This window comes from Streptomyces sp. NPDC088725 (assembly GCF_044751305.1).
In the GTDB taxonomy this organism is placed as follows: Bacteria; Actinomycetota; Actinomycetes; order Streptomycetales; family Streptomycetaceae; genus Streptomyces.
The window spans coordinates 175,035-191,960 of the sequence record NZ_JBIVLO010000008.1; the positions used below are offsets into that span (position 1 = coordinate 175,035).

Genomic DNA, 16,926 nt, shown 5'->3' on the forward strand with positions numbered 1-16,926 from the left:
CGGACGAAGGGAGCTTCGGCCCAGATGAGACGGCCCCTGCGCGCACACAGCTACCGGACGGCGGCAGCCGTCGTCCTGGCCTGCGGCCTGACGGTGACGAGCCAGCAGGCCGCCCGCGCCGACCCCCCGACCCTCACCCGGGTACGTGCCCAACTGGCGGGCCTGTACCACGACGCGGAAGTCGCCACCGACAAGTACAACGCCGCCGACGAGAAGGTGGCCGCGCAGCAGAAGCGGGTCGACGTACTCAACGCCCGGGTCAAGACCGCAGAGGCGAAGCTGTCCGTCCTCAACTCGCAGGCGGGGGCGATGGCCAGGGCCCAGTACCGGGGCGGATGGCTGCCCGCCGAGATGCAGTTGGTACTCGACGACGACCCGGCGACCGCCCTGGACAACGCGTCCTTGAACCGCGAGGCTCAGCAGGCCAGGCACAGTGTGCTGACCGCTCTGAGCACCACACGCGAGGACCTGCGCCGCCGCACCGACGACGCCTCCGACGAACTGAAGCATCTGAAGGCGACCCGCCACACCCGGAAGAACGAGCAGCACACGATCGAGCAGCACATCACAGCGGCGAAGAAGCTGGAGTCGCAGCTGGCAGCGGCGGAACTCCAGCAGATCGCGGCCCTCGACGAGAAGGACGCGGACGACGCCCAGACGAAGTGGGTGAGCACGGGCGTCCTCAAGAAGGTCGGCACCGAGGCGACTCCGGCGGGCCGCAAGGCCGTCGCCTACGCCACCCGGCAGATCGGCAAGCCGTACGTCTGGGGCGCCGAAGGCCCCAACTCCTTCGACTGTTCCGGCCTCACCTCTCAGGCCTGGCTGGCGGCGGGCCACCCCATCCCCCGCACATCGCAGGAACAGTGGCGGCAGTTGAAGCACATCCCTGTCGAGGACATGCGCCCCGGCGACCTCATCATCTACTTCTCCGACGCCAGCCACGTCGCCCTCTACATCGGCGACGGCAAAATCATCCAGGCCCCGCGCCCCGGGCGGTGGGTGTACGTGGCGCCGGCGGCTTCGATGCAGATCCTCGGAGCGGTACGCCCGGACGCCTGAGCCTGAACCCCGTAAGCCTGAGCCCCGTACGTCCGAACCCACTGACGCCCCGAAGCGGCGCCTGAACCCACCGACTGACGAACCGAGTCGGTGCCTGAACCAACCGACAGGAGGGCCCATGTCCACCACCCAGCCGGAGGAGCCCCCCGAACCGGCGAAGTTCATCCTCTACCTGGAGGGGCCCGCTTACGCGTGGACGCTGCGGCAGCTGACCCTGTGGACACACCACGTGCTGCTCCCGGTATACGGCAGGGAAGTCACGTCCGCCTCGCCCTGGTGCCCCCGCTGGTGGGAGCATCCCGAAGCGGTGGCGCAGCTCCACGGCCTGTGGCTGGCCTGGGGCCATCTGACGGGGCCCGGCTCCGAGATGACCGGGCCGGCCAGTTGGCACCGCGACTACCTGTCGACCGTCATGGACACCCTGCGCGACCCACAAGGCCCCTTCGCGGGCTGCAAGTCCGGCACGCACCGCCCGAAGGAGACTCCTCCCATCGACACGATCGACCCGTTCGCGCCGCCACCACCGCCGCCCCCGCCCCCGCGGGGCTGGGAAAGGCCACCGCCACAACAGCCGAGCTGAACCCGCCGGACAGGGCCTGGGGCAGGAGGAGGTGAACCGAGGCCGCGGCGGCCCCGTTGTGCTTGGCGAGCGGAGTACGTGTCCGGTCGGCTGCGCCGGGACACGGCGCCGCCACAGGCTCCGTACGGAGCAACCATCCACCCAGAAGGAAGGGTGAAATGCCAGGCTCACAAGGTTCACACGACAGCGGCGATTCCAATGCCAGTTCTTTCCACTCCGTCAGGATCGACGACGGCAGGCGGTCGACGTCGGTCCGAAGCTCAAGTTCGCCCGTCCCGGACAGTGCCCCTCAGCTCTTCGAGGGAGCCGGGACCGGTGTCTACGACGCGAACGCCCGGGAGTTCTACGCGGTCAACGGCAATGCTGTCGCGCGTTGGGACCAGCGCGCGGTGCAGTGGGTCTCGGAGAACAGGACACGCATCGCGCGGGCCCTGGTGGACGCGACACCCAGCCTCATCCAGGGTGCTTCCAATTTCATGACCGGCCGGGCCGCCACGATCACGAGGAGCGTGGGAATCGCCGCTCAGGGCATCGTGGGCGGGCAGGAGCTCTACGACCAGTACCAGCAGTACCAGGCAGGTGGCCACGTCGACCCGTACCAGGTGGCCACAAGCGCGGCCCGTCTGGCGTCCGCGGGAATGAACACGTACGGTGCCGCCGCCAACCAGAGTGCCCCGGGCACCACGATGGTCGACGGCGCGGGCACCTGGGTGGCCGGAGGCGCGACGGCGGCTGACGCGGTGCACCACGCCCACACGGATCCGGGCCGGGCGGCGGAGGACCCCGGGTACGAGATGTACGGGATGCACAACAATCCGCAGCTCGGATACCAGCCGGGTCAGTACCCGCCCGGCTACGAGCCGGCTTCGGAGCCGCAGTCGTCCACCTCGTCCCTCCAGCCGCAGTCGCCCCTCGGCACGCCGGCCGGAGCGTACAGCCCGCCGGCGGGCAACACGGCCCCTCAGAGGGAATCCGCCGCCGGACCGTCGTCGGGCCACGTCTCGCAGAGGCGGCACACCAGTAACAAGGAAGGCAAGAAGAAGGCCAAGCGCTGATCGCACCCACCGGACCGGCACGACGGCCGCGTCCCCGGGGCGCGGCCGTTATGCCGGGACCACTGCCGACAGGTCGGGGAGGTACGCACATGTCCACTGCCCGTGTGTGGCGATCCGCGCCGAGCGGTCTGCCGGCGCGGCGCCGGTTCGCGTCGGACGCCGGCGGATTCCGGTTCTGCCTGAAAGAGAGGCGCCATGGCGGGCGCTGACTCGGTCGCGCTGGCGCGCAACCTCATCAACACCGAGTACGGGTTGAGAGGCGGGCGGTTCGGCCGCCGGGCGGCTTCGAGGGGCACGGACAGCGCCTGGACCGGGCTGGCGGCCGAGTTGAGCCGCCTCCTGGACCGTCTCAGGGGCCGCTCGCCGTCGCCGTCGCAGTCGGCGTCGACGGCGGCGCCGGGCACCGAGGACGGGCCGCAGCAGCCGGTGCCTGTCGGGAGAGCCGACTTCGAGGGCGCGGTCAGCCGGTTGCCGGAGCACGAACGCGAGGCTTTCGAGGACGCGGTTCTCGCGCAGCTCAGATCCGGGACCAAGTGGCGGAAGGCGTACGACAAGTCACCGGCGAGCATGCCGACGGTCGCGGAGTACGCCAACAACGCGTTCATGAGGGAGCTGCGGCGCGGCGCTCCCGAGGAGCGGCGGACCGATCGGACCCGGGAGCGCTGGGAGCGTACGGCGACGACGCGGGCCGTCTCCTCCCAGGACACCCCGGCGCACGGTTCTCAGGGCCCGGGCGAGGGCGACTTCACCGACGGCCAGAACTTCGAAGCGGCCGAACGGAGAAACCTGGCGGCAAGAACCGCCGCCACTGCCTCGACACCGCGCAGGGACGATCTCACCGACGGTCACACCTTCCTTGCCGCCGAACGACGGGAAGTGTTCGGGAGCAGCGCATCCGCGTCCGCGTCCGTATCTCCTCCACCGAGCCCGGTCTCGCCGCCGGGCTCCCCCGAATCGCCCACCGGATCGTTCGACTTTCCGCACCCCCTGCTCAGCAGCGAGGGGCGGGCGATCGTCCGCGAGTCGTACGACAGTCCCTCCGGCCCCTCGACGCCACGATTTTCTGACGCATCGTCATCACTGGTCGGCAGGAAGCCCGTCAGGCCGAATTCGCACGGTCAGGCACGGCGATGAGCATGACATCCGTCGCCGGGTGAACCATCCACCGTGCCCATCCGTCGTGCCTGCGCAAGGAAATCCGGTCAATCAACCAGCGCAAGCCCGATGGAGAGGCACGCTCTATGCGCAGACGCACATCATTTCTGCTGGCTCTGCTCCTGGTCATCGTCGGTGTGACAGGCACCGCCGTAGCGGTTCAGGCACACCGCTCCGACAGCGGGAGCATCGGAGCGCCGGCCGCCGCCGTCGCCGAGCACACCATCACCCTGCAGAACAGGACGGACAGCCGCATCTGGGTCGGCAGCAGGGTCAACGCCGACGGCTCGGCAGCGCTCACCGGGCTGCCGGTGCTGGATCCCGGCCAGGCGGCGTCCATCACCATCCCCGAGCAGGAGGGCGCCGGGCACTGGCGCGGCACGTTCTTCGCCCGCCAGGGTTGCGACGGTGAGGACGGCAGTACGTTCCACTGCGCCGTCGGTGACTGCGGGCCCTACGTCGATCACTGCTCCCTCGGCGAACAGCCCACGGGGCTGGCTGAGTTCAACTTCGACCCGGCCGATTCGCTGGCGCCCTGGTACGACGTCAGTTACGTCAACGCCGTCTCGGCACCCGTCACCATCACACCCGACGACGTGGAACCACCCGCGGCCGGCGAGTGCGCCGTGGCGGGTTGCGCCGAGGATCTGCTGTCCGGCTGCCCGGCCGACAATCTGCAGAAGGACCAGGCCACGGGCAGTCCGCTGGTGTGCGTCAACCCGAACCGGGACGCCAAGACGCCGTACAGCGACATGATCAACCAGAAGTGCCCCACCGCGTACGCCTGGTCCAAGCAGGACGCCGAGCCGGGCAACAAGGTCATGTACCAGTGCACCAAGTGCACTGGCCTGACCGTCTCGTTCGGGACCGGCAGCGCCCCGCCGCCCGCTCCCGAGGCCGTCAACCCGCCCCCGCCCGGCACCGCCGCCCCGGCGTCGAACCGCAAGGGGGTCAGCCTCAACCCCGTCGACGGAGCCTCCCAGGCACTCGCCGGGTCCGGCGCTTCCTGGTACTTCAACTGGGCCTCGTCCAGCGGCGAGGTCGCCAAACCGGACGGTGTCGAGTACGTCCCGATGATCTGGGGTCCCGGGTCGGTCACCGACGACGAGCTGGGGCATGCCGCCCAGGAGGGCACGGAGCTGCTCGGCTTCAACGAACCCGACTCGGGCACCCAGGCCAACATGAGCCCCGAGCAGGCCCTGGACCTCTGGCCCCGGCTGGAGTCCACCGGCCTGCGCCTGGGCGCTCCCGCGGTCTCGTACGGCGCCGATGTCGCCGGCGGCTGGCTGGACCGCTTCATGCAGGGAGCCGCGGAGCGCGGCCTGCGCGTCGATTTCATCCCTTTGCACTGGTACGGAGGCGACTTCGGCCCCGACGCGGCCAACCAGTTGCGCGGCTACCTCCAGGCGGTGTACGACCGCTACCACAAGCCGATCTGGCTGACCGAGTTCGGCCTGATCGACTTCTCCCAGGGCTCCCCCCGCTATCCCAGCGAGCAGGAGCAGACCGACTTCATCAAGTCATCGACGGCGATGATGAACGGCCTTGACTTCATGGAGCGTTACGCGTGGTTCACGCTCTCCACCGTGACCAGCCCGACGGGTCTGTACAACGGCACGACCCCCAACGCCAGCGGCCAGACCTACCACGACGTGGGCTGACCTACCGCGACGTGGGCCGACCTGGCCGTTGAACCGTTCGCACCTGCGATCCGTTGTTCGGGTGCAAGCTCGCCGTGGCCTGCTACGGGGCCACGGCGAGCCATGATCGGGGGAGATCCATGTCAGGCGGTCGGTTGAGGCGAGGCGCCCGGGGCGTGCGCGTCGGCCGACCCCTCAGTGGGTGCGGCCGGACTGTCGGTGTGGTCGGCAGGACCGTCAGTGGGTTCGGCCGACCAGCCAGTGGGTTCGGATGCCGGGCCGCCCGCCCGGTCCTCCGTCGCGCCGCCCGCCCGGCCCTCCGCCCGGTCCTCCGTCGGGCCGCCCGCCAACCGGCCGAGCCGCTCCCGGACCTGCTCGGCGTCCGGATGGTTGAAGTCCACGAAGATCGCGAGCGCCTGGCGCCAGCTGACGCGAGCGGCCTCCGGCTCGTCGGCCTCCAGATGGACATCACCGAGATGTCCCAGGGTGTGGCCCTCGCCCCACCGGTTGCCGACGTCCCGATGCGTGGTGAGCGCCTGCTGGTAGTACTCGACCGACTCGTCGTAGCGGTGGAGCCTGCGGTGGATCGTGCCGAGGATGTCGAGGGCCACGCCCTCGACCCAGCGGTTGCCGCTGTCGCGCAGGATGGCCAGCGACTCCTCCAGGCATGCGACGGCTTCGTCGAACCTGCCGAGCCGCTGATAGGCGTCGCCCAGGTTGCTCAGCAGGATTCCCTCACCCCACACGGTGCCGATGGCCCGTTCGACGACCAGTCCTCTGCGGGTGTACTCGACGGCCTTGGCGAGCCGGCCGGTCTGCAGGTAGAGGTCGCCCAGGTTGGCCACGGCCGATCCGCGGCCGTCCGCGTCCCCGAGTTCCCGGTAGGCGACCATCGCCTGATGCAGGTGGTCGATGGCCTCTTCGAGCCGGCTGGCGCTGCGCAGCGCCGCTGCCATGTCGGCGAGGGCCTGGGCCTCGCCCCGGCTGTGCCGGGCCGCGCGTGCGGCGGCCAGTCCGGCGGCCGCGGTGTCGACCCAGTCGTGCACATGGCTGCGGAGGTAGAAGAACCCCCACAGGACGGCGGGCAGCCGCCACGCGATGCCGGGGTGCCCGGAAGCGGCGGCCTGGTTCACCGCGGTGACCAGATTGGCCCGTTCGGTCTCGCACCAGTCCAGAGCCTGTTCGTACGTCGTGAACACCAGCGGCCGGCACGCGTCGGGCAGCGGGTCGAGGCGGATCCGGAGGCGGCGCGGTGTGATGTGCGTGTACGCGGCGTCCGCGGTGTGCAGATACCAGGCGAGCAGCCGCTCGACGGCCCGCTCCCGCTCCCGCGCCGACTCCTCGGCGCCGACCCGCTCGGCGGCGTAGACACGCAGCAGGTCGTGGAGCGTGTAGCGGCCGGGGAAGCGTTCCGTGAGCAAATGAGCGCGGGTCAACTCGGCGAGCAGGAAACGGGTTTCACGCAGGGGGAGCCCGGCGAGACCGGCTGCGGCAGGCGCGGAGACATCGGGTCCGGAGTGCAGGCCCAGCAGCCGGAAGAGCCGTGCGGCCGGGGCGGACAGTGCTTTGTACGACCAGGAGAAGACGGTCCGTACGTCGGTGGTGATGTCGTCGCCGCCCGCGAAGGCGTCGAGACTGCCATTGCTGTCGCGCAGTTCCCCGGCGATGGCACTGAGCGGGAAGTCGGGACACCCGGCGGCATGGGCGGCCACGATGGCCAGCGCCAGCGGCAGCCGGGCGCAGCGCGCGATGATCTCGTCGGCCGCCTTCGGGTCGGCCGCCAGCCGTTCGGCGCCGAGGCGGCGCGCCAGGAGATCGTGCGCCTCGCCGGGCGTCAGCTGGTCCAGCGTCAGCGGATGGGCCCCTTCACCCGCGATCAGGCCGGTGAGCTTGTTGCGGCTGGTGACGATGACGACACAGCCGGGCGAGCCGGGCAGCAGCGGGCGGACCTGTTCGGTGTCGCGGGCGTTGTCGAGGAGGACGAGTACCCGCCGCTGAGCGAGCATGCTGCGGTACAGCGCCGCTTGGGCGGCGAGACCGGTGGGGATGCGCATCGGGGGAACACCGAGCGCGTCGAGGAAGGTACGGATGGCCTCTTCCGGTGTCACGACCGAACCGGTCGGGTCGAAGCCGCGCAGGTTGATGTAGAGCTGTCCGTCGGGGAAGCGGTCCGCGATCTCATGGGCCCAGTGCACGGCCAGTGTGGTCTTGCCTATGCCCGCCATGCCACCGATCGCACTGATCACCACCGTCGCGGGGGCGTGGCCGCCGGCCGGCAACAGCGCACGGGTCCTGTCGAGTGCGGTGTGCCGTCCGGCGAAGGTCGCGAGATCGGCGGGCAGTTGAGCGGGGCAGGCCTGCTGGGGCACCGGCGGCGAATCCGGCTCGCCGGACGGGTCGGAACGGCGGCGCCGACCGGGTACGAGGGAGGCGTCGGCGGCGAGTATGCGGTCGTGCATCTCCCGCAGTGCCGAGCCGGGTTCGATGCCCAGCTCCGCCACCAGGGTGCGCCGGGTCGTGCGGTACACCGCCAGCGCCTCGGCCTGTCTTCCCGACCGGTACAGCGCCAGCATGAGCAGTTGACACTGCTGCTCACGCAGTGGGTACTGACCGGTCAGTGAGACGAGTTCGGCGATCACCTCCTCGTGGCGGCCGAGTTCGACGTCGACATCGAGCCGTGCCTCCAGCGCTGTCAGCCGCTCCTCGCTCAGCCAGGAGCGCTCCGACTCGGCCAGTGGGCCCGGGACTCCGGCGAGTGCCGGCCCCTGCCACCCGGCGAGCGCGGTGTGCAGCAGCTTGGCCGCCTCGGACAGCTCACCCGCGGCGCGCAGCTTCTTCGCCTCGGTGACCTGTCGCTCGAACACCGCGAGGTCCAGGGCGTCTTCCGGGAACCTGGCGAGGTATCCGTCGCCGACCGAGACGATGATCCGTGGGGATCCGGCCGCTTCGCGCCCGGCCTCCAACAGCTTGCGCAGACGCGACACATAGGTCCGCAGGACGGATACGGCGGCCGCCGGCCGGTCCTCGCCCCATACGGCGTGCAGAAGTTCGTCGAGCGTGGCGGGGCGCCCCCTGCGTAACAGCAGCGCCACCAGAACCGCTCTTTGCTGGGGCGAGCCGAGGCCCAGTTCTCGTTCACCGCGCCACGCCCGGACCGGCCCCAGCACGGCAAAGCGTACGGAATTCGTATAGGCGTTCACATCGCGGACTCTACTGAGCGGCGGCTGTCCTTCACACCACCTTGACGGAATATCTGGTTCCGTCCCCGATCAGTGTTACCTGGGCACCTTCTCCGCGAGATCTTCAGGTCCGGCGGCCCGGAAATTGAACCGTTCCGGCGCGGTGTGCGTTGCGGTACGCAGGGTTCGCCGTGTGCGTACCCGCCCGGGCCGAGCGGCCCTTGTCCCAAGGAAAGGGGTGCGTATGAGCGAGGGTGAAGAGACGGACGAGCCGAGCACAGGAGGCGACCGCTCCGTACCCGCGGAACCGCGGCCGTCGCCCCACTTCGCCGTGGTCATCACCGGCGACGGCTCAGCCGCCATCGACGGCGTACCTGTGGAGGCCGGGGAGGGTGAGCCGGTCGACGCCGCGATCCTCGACACACTGCACCGCAGCGCACGCGACCGGAACGCCCCTGTGACGGCGGCCATCTCGGATCCCTCCGCAGGGTACGTGGCGTACGTCGAGGTCACGCCCGACGGTTCGAGCAGGCTGCTGGAACAGCAGGAGGAGGAGCGGCAGGAGGAGCAGCCGCTGCCGCCCGCCGATGACGACGACGCCGATCTCGATCGCAACGAGGATCTCGACGGCGACGATGACGGCGGTGGCAACGATTTCGATCACGAACATGAAGAAGACGAGACGAACGCGCTGCCGCCGTCCGCAGAGGCCGGACCCGCGCCCACGCCCGCGCCCGCGCCCGCTCCCGCGCCGAAGATCGTCCGCAGAAACGAATCACGCCAGTCGGACGACGAGTACAAGGGTCCCGGCCTGCTCAGCAGGCCCTTCTTCGTCGGCCCAGTGGCACTCGTCGTGGCCGCCCTCGTCATCGTTCCGCTGGTGATGCTGGGCAGCGGCGGCGAGGACGAGAAGCAGAGCGCCCGTTCCAGCAGCGCGACGAGCAGCATTCCGAGCAGGAAGCCGGAGCCGACGCATTCCGTCTCCCCCGTCACACTGCCGCCGCTGCCCAGCGTCTCACCGTCACCGACGCCGAAGCCCAAGCCCGAACCCAAGCACAAGGCGGACGCGAAGGAGCCCGGAGGCGGCGTTGTCACCGTGACCGCGAGACCCCCGCAGGCCACGGCGACGGTGACGGCGAAGCCGCAGCAGGACACCGCCGCCACCGCCGTGAACCGCCTTGCCAAGAACGACCCTTCGGGCCGGCACATCTGCTACCGCGCCTACGTCTCAGGACAGGGCTGGCAGAAGCCGGTGTGCGACGGGACGATGGCCGGCACCTCGGGCCGGAACCGGGCGCTCAAGGCCATCAACATCGCGGTGCGGGGTGTCGGGGGCTCGGCTGCCAACGCCTTCGTCCACTATCCCGAGTCGACCGACGGAAACGGTCAGTGGAAGACGCCGTGGTCCCCCGTGACCGAGGGCAAGGATTTCTACATCGGCAGCTCGAAGCAGGGCGCCCCGAACATGCTCGGGTACGCCATCAACGTCGGCAACGGCACGATCTGCCAGGCCGCGCTCCTCCACAACGGCAGCTTCGGAGAGCCCGGTTGCACCGACCCACGCCCCAACTACACCTTCGGCGGCACTCTCCGCAACGACGTGTATCTGGAGGCCGTGAAGTTCACGGTGTGAATGACAGCGACAGCACGAAGGCCCTGTCCGGCACCCGAACCGGACAGGGCCCGGGCCGACGACCAGGCCGGACAGCTCAACCGGCGTCGCACCACGCCACCACCCTCACCGGCCGGGCGATGCCCGCCGGCCAGTCGCCGGTGCCGGACCGTCCTCATAGATCCGGCGCGAAACCCCGGCCCGGCAGGCCGCGCGCCATCGGGCGGCCGGCGGCCCACCGCTCCACACGCTCGCCGCACGCCTGCCCACCCGGTTCTCCACCGGTGGCGATCATGGCACCCCAGCAGAGGCGTCCAGCTGCCGCGACCCGATCCCGGAAAACACAAAACCCCAGGTCACGGCGAGTGAGTCCCGGAGTTTCGCTGAGCCGCCTTCGGGATTCGAACCCGAGACCTGCGTATTACGAGACCGTGAGTGGTTGTGTTGCGCCGTGCCCCATAATGCTGCCCAATGACGTTCTACCTGATGAGAAAATGCGTCACAGGGCGACCTGTACCACCCCGTGATGCACCGTCCAAAGGCTTCCGGCCACAGGTGGTCAAGCCCATCTCGGGCTGCGAGGCGGACTACACCCAGGCCGGGCGGACCTACTGCCAGACCTGACCTGCAAGTTCGAGCTCGAGATGGCCTGAAAGAGCGCGACGGTACGCAACCCGCCTGCCGCATGACCCACCCGTGCCGCCCTCCTACACGGAGCCAAGAAGAAACTCGAACACGAGCTGGAGATCGTCGGCGCGACCATCGTCGCGGGCACCGCCCTGGCCATCTTCACCGCGGGTATCTCGGAAGGCGCCGCCCTCGCCGCCGCGGCGACGATCACCGAACTCGCCGGCACCCTCGGCGTCGCCGTCACCACCGAGATCGCCACCATCGCCGGCACCACCCTCGCCACCGCCGCCTTCGCCGGCATCGAGTCCGTCACCGTCGACCTCGCCGTCACCCAGCCCATCGCCATGGCAACCGGCGAGCAGAAGGGCGGGCTCAACCTCGACGAGGCCCAGGACGCAGGGGTGTACGGCGCACTGACCGGTGGTCTCCTCGGCGGAGCCGGCGCCACCTACCGGGCAGCCAGGGCTGGAGGGTTCTCCAGTTTCTTCGACAGCATCGACGTCGGCCTCGGGGGACCGCGCATGGCTCTCGCCGGAGTCCCGGGCGACCTCTCGGGAGTCTCTGGCGACCTCGCAACCGGTGATGCGTACGCGATGCGAGTCAGCGGTTCCGGCGGCGGTGCGGGTACAGGCTCTGGAAAGGGCCCTTGGCCCTCGGTGAGCAGTGTCAAGGGACCCGCAGCCGGCAAGGACCTCAAGCCCCCAAATCCCCGGCATACAGTCCCGGGGGCAGGCGGTGGCGAGGTCAAGAAGGTGAGCAGCATCATCCTTCGCGGCTACGAAAAGGACGTCACCCAAGACATCGCCGACATAGCCGCTGGCAAGGCCACCTACAAGAAGGCCATCAACCGCTACGAGATCAATGGACGCACGTACGGCGTCGAGAACACCGGAAGGACCTATCCAGACAGCGGCACGGGCATCGCCAAGCTCGACGCGAACGAGTACGCCGCCCTGCAGCAGATCGTCAAGGCCAAAGGTGACCTGAGCGCTGCGCCGCAGTTGACCAGGAACCCCCGCTTCACAAATAACCCGGGCATCGTTCAGAAGGCCCTGGACATCTACAACGGGACCTATCCATCATGACGTACAACCTCCTCACCGTGGAATCGCTCCACCTTGACACCGTCGCCGCGGCACTCGCGCAGTGCCTGCGCGTGAGTGTCCAGGACGTGGACGTCGCCGACGAGGACACCGATCAGGACCTGCGCAACTGGGATGCCCTGGTGCTGTGCGAGAAGACGATGGTGTCGGGCGATGTCTCCACGTCCCTGGACATCTACGTCCAGGATTCCGTGCAACCACAGCCCACCGAGCGTGAACTGGCGTCCGCTTTTGCGCAGGTGGTACCTGCTCTGGTCCTCTTCCCAGCGGAGGAAGCCCCGCCGAGTGCCTATTGGCTGGCGGCAGAGGACGGGCTTGTCACACGGGTACGGCTGAATGCCTCCGATGACGAAGAGTCGCGCTACACGATCGACACCGTCGAGTCCTCCGTGGCGCGGCTACCGCAGGTACCGGTCGCCCGTATCCCCGAAGTGGTCCGCGAGCAGCTGATCGCCACACCTCTCGCTGCCGCCTTCAACGCACACATTCAGCGCTTCTACCCTGAGGAGAGCAGGACTCCAGGGACTCCGCAGTGGCTTGCGAATGATCGCCTGTGTGCCTGGGAGAAACTGGTCCGACAACTGGAATCGGGCTGGGCGCCGTCCGGTTGGTGCCCGCCCGATCTCTACCGCGAACGCCTGGAAGCACGAGACGAGCTGGACCAGGTGCGGGATCAACTCCCCGAGAACGTAGTCGCGTTGCTTCAGAGTGCGCTTGAGCCCCTGGACACGTTGTTCGCCGAGTTGACGGTGGGGGACACCGGTCTGCTCCGCAAGGAGTTGCTTCGTCCGGACGACAGGGACTCGGCACTCGGCTGGTGGTGGAACCGCCGCCCCGACCCGCTGCCCTGGTGACACGGCAAGGTCCCTCTGCTGACCTCGGCGAACACACAGGCGGCTCTCCTCGTACAGCCCGAGGAGAGCCGTTGCCTGCTGTGGCGGCTCATCACCTTCCGAGCCGCCCGCGAAAGGAAGCCTGCGGTGTCAATCCCCTAGAACTGTGGAGTCCTTCCTATACAGAACCGTTCCGGGTTTGGTCGAGACTCTAGGTTGTGACTGTACGAGAACGCCGACGTCACCGCGTCCTTGTGTACCGCTGCGCTCGTCTGGTCCTCGACGGCGAAGCGAATCCAGGCCCAGCGTTCGTCCTGCGTGCGCTGCAATCTGTCTTTACCGCCGGGCCACATCCAGCCGCTGTGATCCTTGATCCATTCCAGCGCGCGACGGGCCTCCAGGATCGCGCCGTCGACGTCACAGTCCAGAAGTCGGCGCTGGGCAGCACGCAGGTGCCGGGCGGGCTCCGCGCGGGGGTAGTCCTCCAGCGGGAACGGGACCTGCAATCTCGAACGCGACCGCGGGACCGAGGGCGGTGATCTGATCGATCCAGCGGCTCTTGGCCACGCGGAAGCGCAGAACCTCCTTCGTGCTGCCGGGGAAGCCGGGGGCTTGCGGGAGCGTTCCGGTGACCTCCAGTTCCATTCGAAGGTCACCGTCGCGGGCCTCGTTGATGGCGTGGAGCTGGGCCGAGGTGAGGAGGAACTTGAGGACCGGGCGCTCGACTCCCCTCTCGGGCGTAAACGAGAGCCACTCAGTGCCTCGTCCGACGAGCATCCGCTCGTAGGAGTTTCCGATCCCGTACAGGCCGGTCTGCAGCGCCAGGACCCTGCCTGGCCTTCGCCGCGGTAGGCGCCTTCACCTCAAGCCCCATCTGGAGACAGATCGTGCCCTTGCCCCGCAGGAGCTGCACGCTCTCCTCCCGGACACCAAGGGACGAACTCTCCGGCCTCCGTGTCGAAGCGCATCACGTTCACTACCGGATCCTCCACCGTGATCTTCTGACCGACCGATGTTCCAACAAGCGGCGCCGTAACACCGCCTGTTTATAGGAACCCCCAATACCGCTCGCAACGGAGCGTTGCCCGGCGACTGCGGATGTGCTCCCGGAGTCGCCCTTCCTTCCCTCGTCGGCCTTTAACGCCAAGGTTCGGGGCGGGTTTTCCTCCGGCGGTACGGAGGGATTCCGGTCTTCCCGGAGCGCCCCGGGCGGCCGACACCGGGGAACATGACGCCGCTGACCACACCCGTCCGGGAGCCGGGCACCTCCGGAACCGCAGCCGCGGGCACCGCCGCGGCCGACTGCCACATCTGGTCGCTGCCACTGCTGTCGCGGCCCGCCGACTGGTTCCGCCTGCTGGACTCGGCCGAGCTGGCGCGTTGCTCCGCCTTCTGCACGAGCTGGATTTTGCCCGTTACGTCACCGGCCGGGTCCTCGCCAGGTCGGCGCTCGCGCTGCTCTGCGGTACGGAACCGGAAGCCGTACGGCGTACCCGCTGCCCCGGGTGCGGCGGTGCGCACGGCAAGCCGCAGGCGCTGGGCGGCGCCGCCCGGTGGGAGTTGTCCCTCATGCACTCCGGCGATGTGGTCGCGGTCGCGGTCACCCAAGGTTTCCCGGTCGGGCTCGACGTCGAACGGCTGGACGACCCGCCGGAGCCCCCACCGGAGGCCGGTCTGCCCCCCGAGTACGAGCTGGTTCTCACCGCGGAGGAACGCGCGGCGGTGATACCGCTGCCCCGGGCGGAGCGGGCGGCGGCCTTCATGACGTACTGGACGTGCAAGGAAGCCGCCCTCAAGGCGACCGGCGAGGGGCTGACGGCAAACAGCTGACCGCACGGCACCGACGCGGCGCAGTACTAGCGGCGCAGCGCCGACCGCATAGGGCCGACCACGCGGGCGCTTCCTCCTCGGCGCTGACTCGCCGCTTGGCCGGCCGCGCGGTCGCGGGCCTGGTCCGCGCGGCGCCCCTCGCTCGGCGCTGCCCCCTCAACAGGCCCCGTCCGCGCCCCTTATCTTTCGATAACGGAAAGAAAACCCGCCCGGGTAGCCTCATCATCGTGCTCGGCCCCTCAAGCGTGCCGAGACAGCCGACCATCGGAGGCACGGCGTGACGAGAGCTCCAGGGAACAGCCGACCCCCTGCCGGCCGGCGCCCCGTCATGTCCGCGTGGCCGGCGGTCCCCCTGTTCAGCGCCGCAGTTCCGTACTTGTGTGTGCCGTACCGCCCAAGCTGCTGAAGGGGGGCGAGCGGCCCCGTCCGGGCCTGCGAGCCCGGCGGCCACCCACCCTGCGAACGTCCTCTGGAGGTCAGAGATGTCCCCGGTCACCACCGGCCCCATCACCGAACTGGACAGCCGGCTCACCGAACTGGACCGGTCCCTCATCAGCCTGGCCCGGGAGCGGGCGGAGACCGCCGCCCAGCTCAGAGCCATGCGCCGGATGGCGGGCCAGCGGGATTTCCAGCTGACGCGTGAGAACGACGTGCTGAGCCAATACCACGAGGCCCTCGGCCAGCCCGGTACCGCCATCGCCCTGCAACTGCGGGCGCTGAGTCAGGCCGAGCGCACCTCCGCGGCCCACGGTCGGGCCGCCGTGGCGGGTGCCTGACTCCGCCCTGCGGCCCGGGAGCGGGCCGGCGCCCTGCTGGCTCGCTCCCGGGCCCACGGCGCTCATCCCCCACGAGAGGAAGTTTCACCATGTCCACCTCTGTTTCGGGCTCCGGACGCCTCCGGCTGCTGACCGGGCCGTTCCGGCCACGGACGTGGCGGCATGTGCTGTACGCGCTGGTGGCGCTCGGTCCGCTGCTGCTGGTCGTGCTCCCGTACGCCATGAAGTCCACCCAGGCCCACGGACGCCAGCAGATGGGCGTGCTGGTCCTGCTCATCATGCTGGTGGTGGTCGCGTTCACCGGGCCCATGGTCGAGCGGCTGCGCGCGCAGTTGCTGCTCGGGGAGGACATCGGGCACCGTTCGGGTGTCGGACGGATCGGCCGCGGCCTCTTATTCATGCTGGTCAACCTGCTGATCAGCTCCGTCTCGTTCGCCCTCGTCGTGGGCTGGTTCATCGTGTCCGCGCGCAATCTGACGTACCCGATCTGGGGCTGGGCGCCCTACCCCGACCCGGCGTGGGGCGGCCCCAGCCCGGCCGGTGCGGTGGCGCTGCACTTCGCGGCCGGTGTGGTGGCCTTCTTCTTCGGCCCTTGGCTCATCATCGCGTTCACCAACTGGCAGGTACGGGTGGCCCGTAGCATCATCGGCACCGGCTGACCGGCCACGCCGGACACAGCGCTCTGCCCCCGGCGGTCGGCCGACCGCCGGGGGCAGAGCGCTGTCCTGGACCGAAGACTCCGAGGGCTGTCCCGTACGCCCCGGCGTCATGCCACCGCCGGGGCGTACGGGACAGCCCTCAGGCCACGTCGGTCAGTGCCATCCGGGACTCGCGGCCGGTAAGCGCGCCGGGGCAGGCCCCGAGGTAGCGCAGGACGGCGAGCACCCGCGGTTGTCGTCCCTGGTGCAGGGGATGCCGAGCTTGCCGAAGACCGCGGCGGCCCGCTTCTCCACGGTGCCGGGCGACACGTTCAGCCGCTGGGCGATCGCGCTGTTGGTGCGGCCCTGGACCATCAGTTCGAGCACCTCCAGCTCACTGCACCTCAGCACGCCCAGCTCGTCGTCCGCTGGGCCGCCGGCCGCCAGGGAGCCGACGACCGTGCCGCCCGCCGCGACGGCGGCCACCGCCTCCAGCAGGGAGGTGGCATCGTACATGCGTTCCTGGAGGAGGTACCCCACCCCGGTCCGGCGGCCGGAGCCCGCGAAGAGGCGTGCCGCACAGCGCGGGTCGGGCACCGCCGAGTAGACGAGGAGCCCGCCGCGCGGCCACCGCAGGCCAACCGCGAGCACCGCCTGGATGCCGTCGTCCGTACGGGCGACGGCAGGGCGGCGTTCGCGACCAGCACATCGGGCCGGTGGGCGCCGGCCTGCACACCCAGCGCACCGGCATCGCCGACGGCCTTCACCTGGTGACCGCGCTCGGCGAGCACCTGGGCCAGTCCGGCCCGCAGCACGGCGGAGCCCTCGGCGATGAC

Annotated in this window: 14 protein-coding genes; 11 read left to right on the forward strand and 3 right to left on the reverse strand. The window is 69.7% G+C overall.

Annotated features, from left to right (window positions below; translation table 11 throughout):
- The first annotated feature begins 24 nt into the window (after window positions 1–24).
- The 5 genes from ACIP6N_RS21455 to ACIP6N_RS21475 all read left to right on the forward strand — a co-directional run bounded on the left by ACIP6N_RS21455 (window position 25) and on the right by ACIP6N_RS21475 (window position 5,510).
- On the forward strand, window positions 25–1,059 hold the full coding sequence (locus tag ACIP6N_RS21455; protein ID WP_401817625.1) for an NlpC/P60 family protein: 1,035 nt from the start codon (window positions 25–27) through the stop codon (window positions 1,057–1,059).
- Window positions 1,060–1,177: 118 nt separating this feature from the next.
- The gene (locus ACIP6N_RS21460; RefSeq protein WP_401817627.1) at window positions 1,178–1,639 is read left to right on the forward strand and encodes a DUF4913 domain-containing protein; all 462 of its coding nucleotides are present in this window, start codon (window positions 1,178–1,180) and stop codon (window positions 1,637–1,639) included.
- 158 nt (window positions 1,640–1,797) lie between these two features.
- Window positions 1,798–2,694, forward strand: a complete 897-nt coding sequence (locus tag ACIP6N_RS21465) for a hypothetical protein (protein ID WP_401817628.1) — start codon at window positions 1,798–1,800, stop codon at window positions 2,692–2,694.
- Between the two features lie 195 nt (window positions 2,695–2,889).
- Entirely contained in the window at window positions 2,890–3,828 is a 939-nt protein-coding gene (locus ACIP6N_RS21470; RefSeq protein ID WP_401817629.1) for a hypothetical protein, read from the forward strand.
- 107 nt (window positions 3,829–3,935) lie between these two features.
- Window positions 3,936–5,510 carry a glycosyl hydrolase gene (locus ACIP6N_RS21475; protein WP_401817630.1) on the forward strand — a complete coding sequence of 525 codons (1,575 nt, stop codon included), beginning with the start codon at window positions 3,936–3,938 and terminating at the stop codon, window positions 5,508–5,510.
- 122 nt (window positions 5,511–5,632) lie between these two features.
- On the opposite strand, the gene ACIP6N_RS21480 is transcribed toward ACIP6N_RS21475, so the two are convergent.
- Entirely contained in the window at window positions 5,633–8,689 is a 3,057-nt protein-coding gene (locus tag ACIP6N_RS21480) for an AfsR/SARP family transcriptional regulator (RefSeq protein WP_401817632.1), read from the reverse strand.
- A gap of 223 nt (window positions 8,690–8,912) precedes the next feature.
- Here ACIP6N_RS21480 and ACIP6N_RS21485 point away from each other — a divergent pair, with 223 nt between their 5' ends.
- The 3 genes from ACIP6N_RS21485 to ACIP6N_RS21495 all read left to right on the forward strand — a co-directional run bounded on the left by ACIP6N_RS21485 (window position 8,913) and on the right by ACIP6N_RS21495 (window position 12,867).
- Window positions 8,913–10,301, forward strand: coding sequence for a hypothetical protein (locus ACIP6N_RS21485; protein WP_401817633.1), 1,389 nt, complete (start codon window positions 8,913–8,915; stop codon window positions 10,299–10,301).
- A 953-nt stretch (window positions 10,302–11,254) separates the two neighbouring features.
- Window positions 11,255–11,995 (forward strand): hypothetical protein, encoded by a 741-nt coding sequence (locus ACIP6N_RS21490; RefSeq protein WP_401817634.1) that lies wholly within the window; start codon window positions 11,255–11,257, stop codon window positions 11,993–11,995.
- On the forward strand, window positions 11,992–12,867 hold the full coding sequence (locus tag ACIP6N_RS21495) for a hypothetical protein (RefSeq protein WP_401817636.1): 876 nt from the start codon (window positions 11,992–11,994) through the stop codon (window positions 12,865–12,867). The genes ACIP6N_RS21490 and ACIP6N_RS21495 overlap by 4 nt, the downstream gene beginning before the upstream one ends.
- A gap of 137 nt (window positions 12,868–13,004) precedes the next feature.
- On the opposite strand, the gene ACIP6N_RS21500 is transcribed toward ACIP6N_RS21495, so the two are convergent.
- The gene (locus ACIP6N_RS21500) at window positions 13,005–13,352 is read right to left on the reverse strand and encodes a hypothetical protein (RefSeq protein ID WP_401817638.1); all 348 of its coding nucleotides are present in this window, start codon (window positions 13,350–13,352) and stop codon (window positions 13,005–13,007) included.
- An 874-nt stretch (window positions 13,353–14,226) separates the two neighbouring features.
- Here ACIP6N_RS21500 and ACIP6N_RS21505 point away from each other — a divergent pair.
- The 3 genes from ACIP6N_RS21505 (at window position 14,227) to ACIP6N_RS21515 (ending at window position 16,111) form a co-directional block, all read left to right on the forward strand.
- Complete coding sequence (locus tag ACIP6N_RS21505) at window positions 14,227–14,676, forward strand: 4'-phosphopantetheinyl transferase family protein (RefSeq protein WP_401817639.1); 450 nt, start codon at window positions 14,227–14,229, stop codon at window positions 14,674–14,676.
- A gap of 482 nt (window positions 14,677–15,158) precedes the next feature.
- Complete coding sequence (locus ACIP6N_RS21510) at window positions 15,159–15,452, forward strand: chorismate mutase (RefSeq protein ID WP_401817640.1); 294 nt, start codon at window positions 15,159–15,161, stop codon at window positions 15,450–15,452.
- Window positions 15,453–15,541: 89 nt separating this feature from the next.
- Entirely contained in the window at window positions 15,542–16,111 is a 570-nt protein-coding gene (locus ACIP6N_RS21515) for a hypothetical protein (protein ID WP_401817642.1), read from the forward strand.
- A gap of 153 nt (window positions 16,112–16,264) precedes the next feature.
- On the opposite strand, the gene ACIP6N_RS21520 is transcribed toward ACIP6N_RS21515, so the two are convergent.
- On the reverse strand, window positions 16,265–16,741 hold the full coding sequence (locus ACIP6N_RS21520; protein ID WP_401817643.1) for a response regulator transcription factor: 477 nt from the start codon (window positions 16,739–16,741) through the stop codon (window positions 16,265–16,267).
- Window positions 16,742–16,926 lie beyond the last annotated feature (185 nt).

Excerpts from the sequence above, each read along its gene's own strand:
- ACIP6N_RS21495 (WP_401817636.1), top strand. The coding sequence starts at position 11,992 with ATGACGTACAACCTCCTCACCGTGGAATCGCTCCACCTTGACACCGTC.
- ACIP6N_RS21460 (WP_401817627.1), top strand. The coding sequence starts at position 1,178 with ATGTCCACCACCCAGCCGGAGGAGCCCCCCGAACCGGCGAAGTTCATC.
- ACIP6N_RS21515 (WP_401817642.1), top strand. The coding sequence starts at position 15,542 with ATGTCCACCTCTGTTTCGGGCTCCGGACGCCTCCGGCTGCTGACCGGG.
- ACIP6N_RS21455 (WP_401817625.1), top strand. The coding sequence starts at position 25 with ATGAGACGGCCCCTGCGCGCACACAGCTACCGGACGGCGGCAGCCGTC.
- ACIP6N_RS21490 (WP_401817634.1), top strand. The coding sequence starts at position 11,255 with ATGGCAACCGGCGAGCAGAAGGGCGGGCTCAACCTCGACGAGGCCCAG.
- ACIP6N_RS21470 (WP_401817629.1), top strand. The coding sequence starts at position 2,890 with ATGGCGGGCGCTGACTCGGTCGCGCTGGCGCGCAACCTCATCAACACC.
- ACIP6N_RS21485 (WP_401817633.1), top strand. The coding sequence starts at position 8,913 with ATGAGCGAGGGTGAAGAGACGGACGAGCCGAGCACAGGAGGCGACCGC.
- ACIP6N_RS21465 (WP_401817628.1), top strand. The coding sequence starts at position 1,798 with ATGCCAGGCTCACAAGGTTCACACGACAGCGGCGATTCCAATGCCAGT.
- ACIP6N_RS21475 (WP_401817630.1), top strand. The coding sequence starts at position 3,936 with ATGCGCAGACGCACATCATTTCTGCTGGCTCTGCTCCTGGTCATCGTC.
- ACIP6N_RS21510 (WP_401817640.1), top strand. The coding sequence starts at position 15,159 with ATGTCCCCGGTCACCACCGGCCCCATCACCGAACTGGACAGCCGGCTC.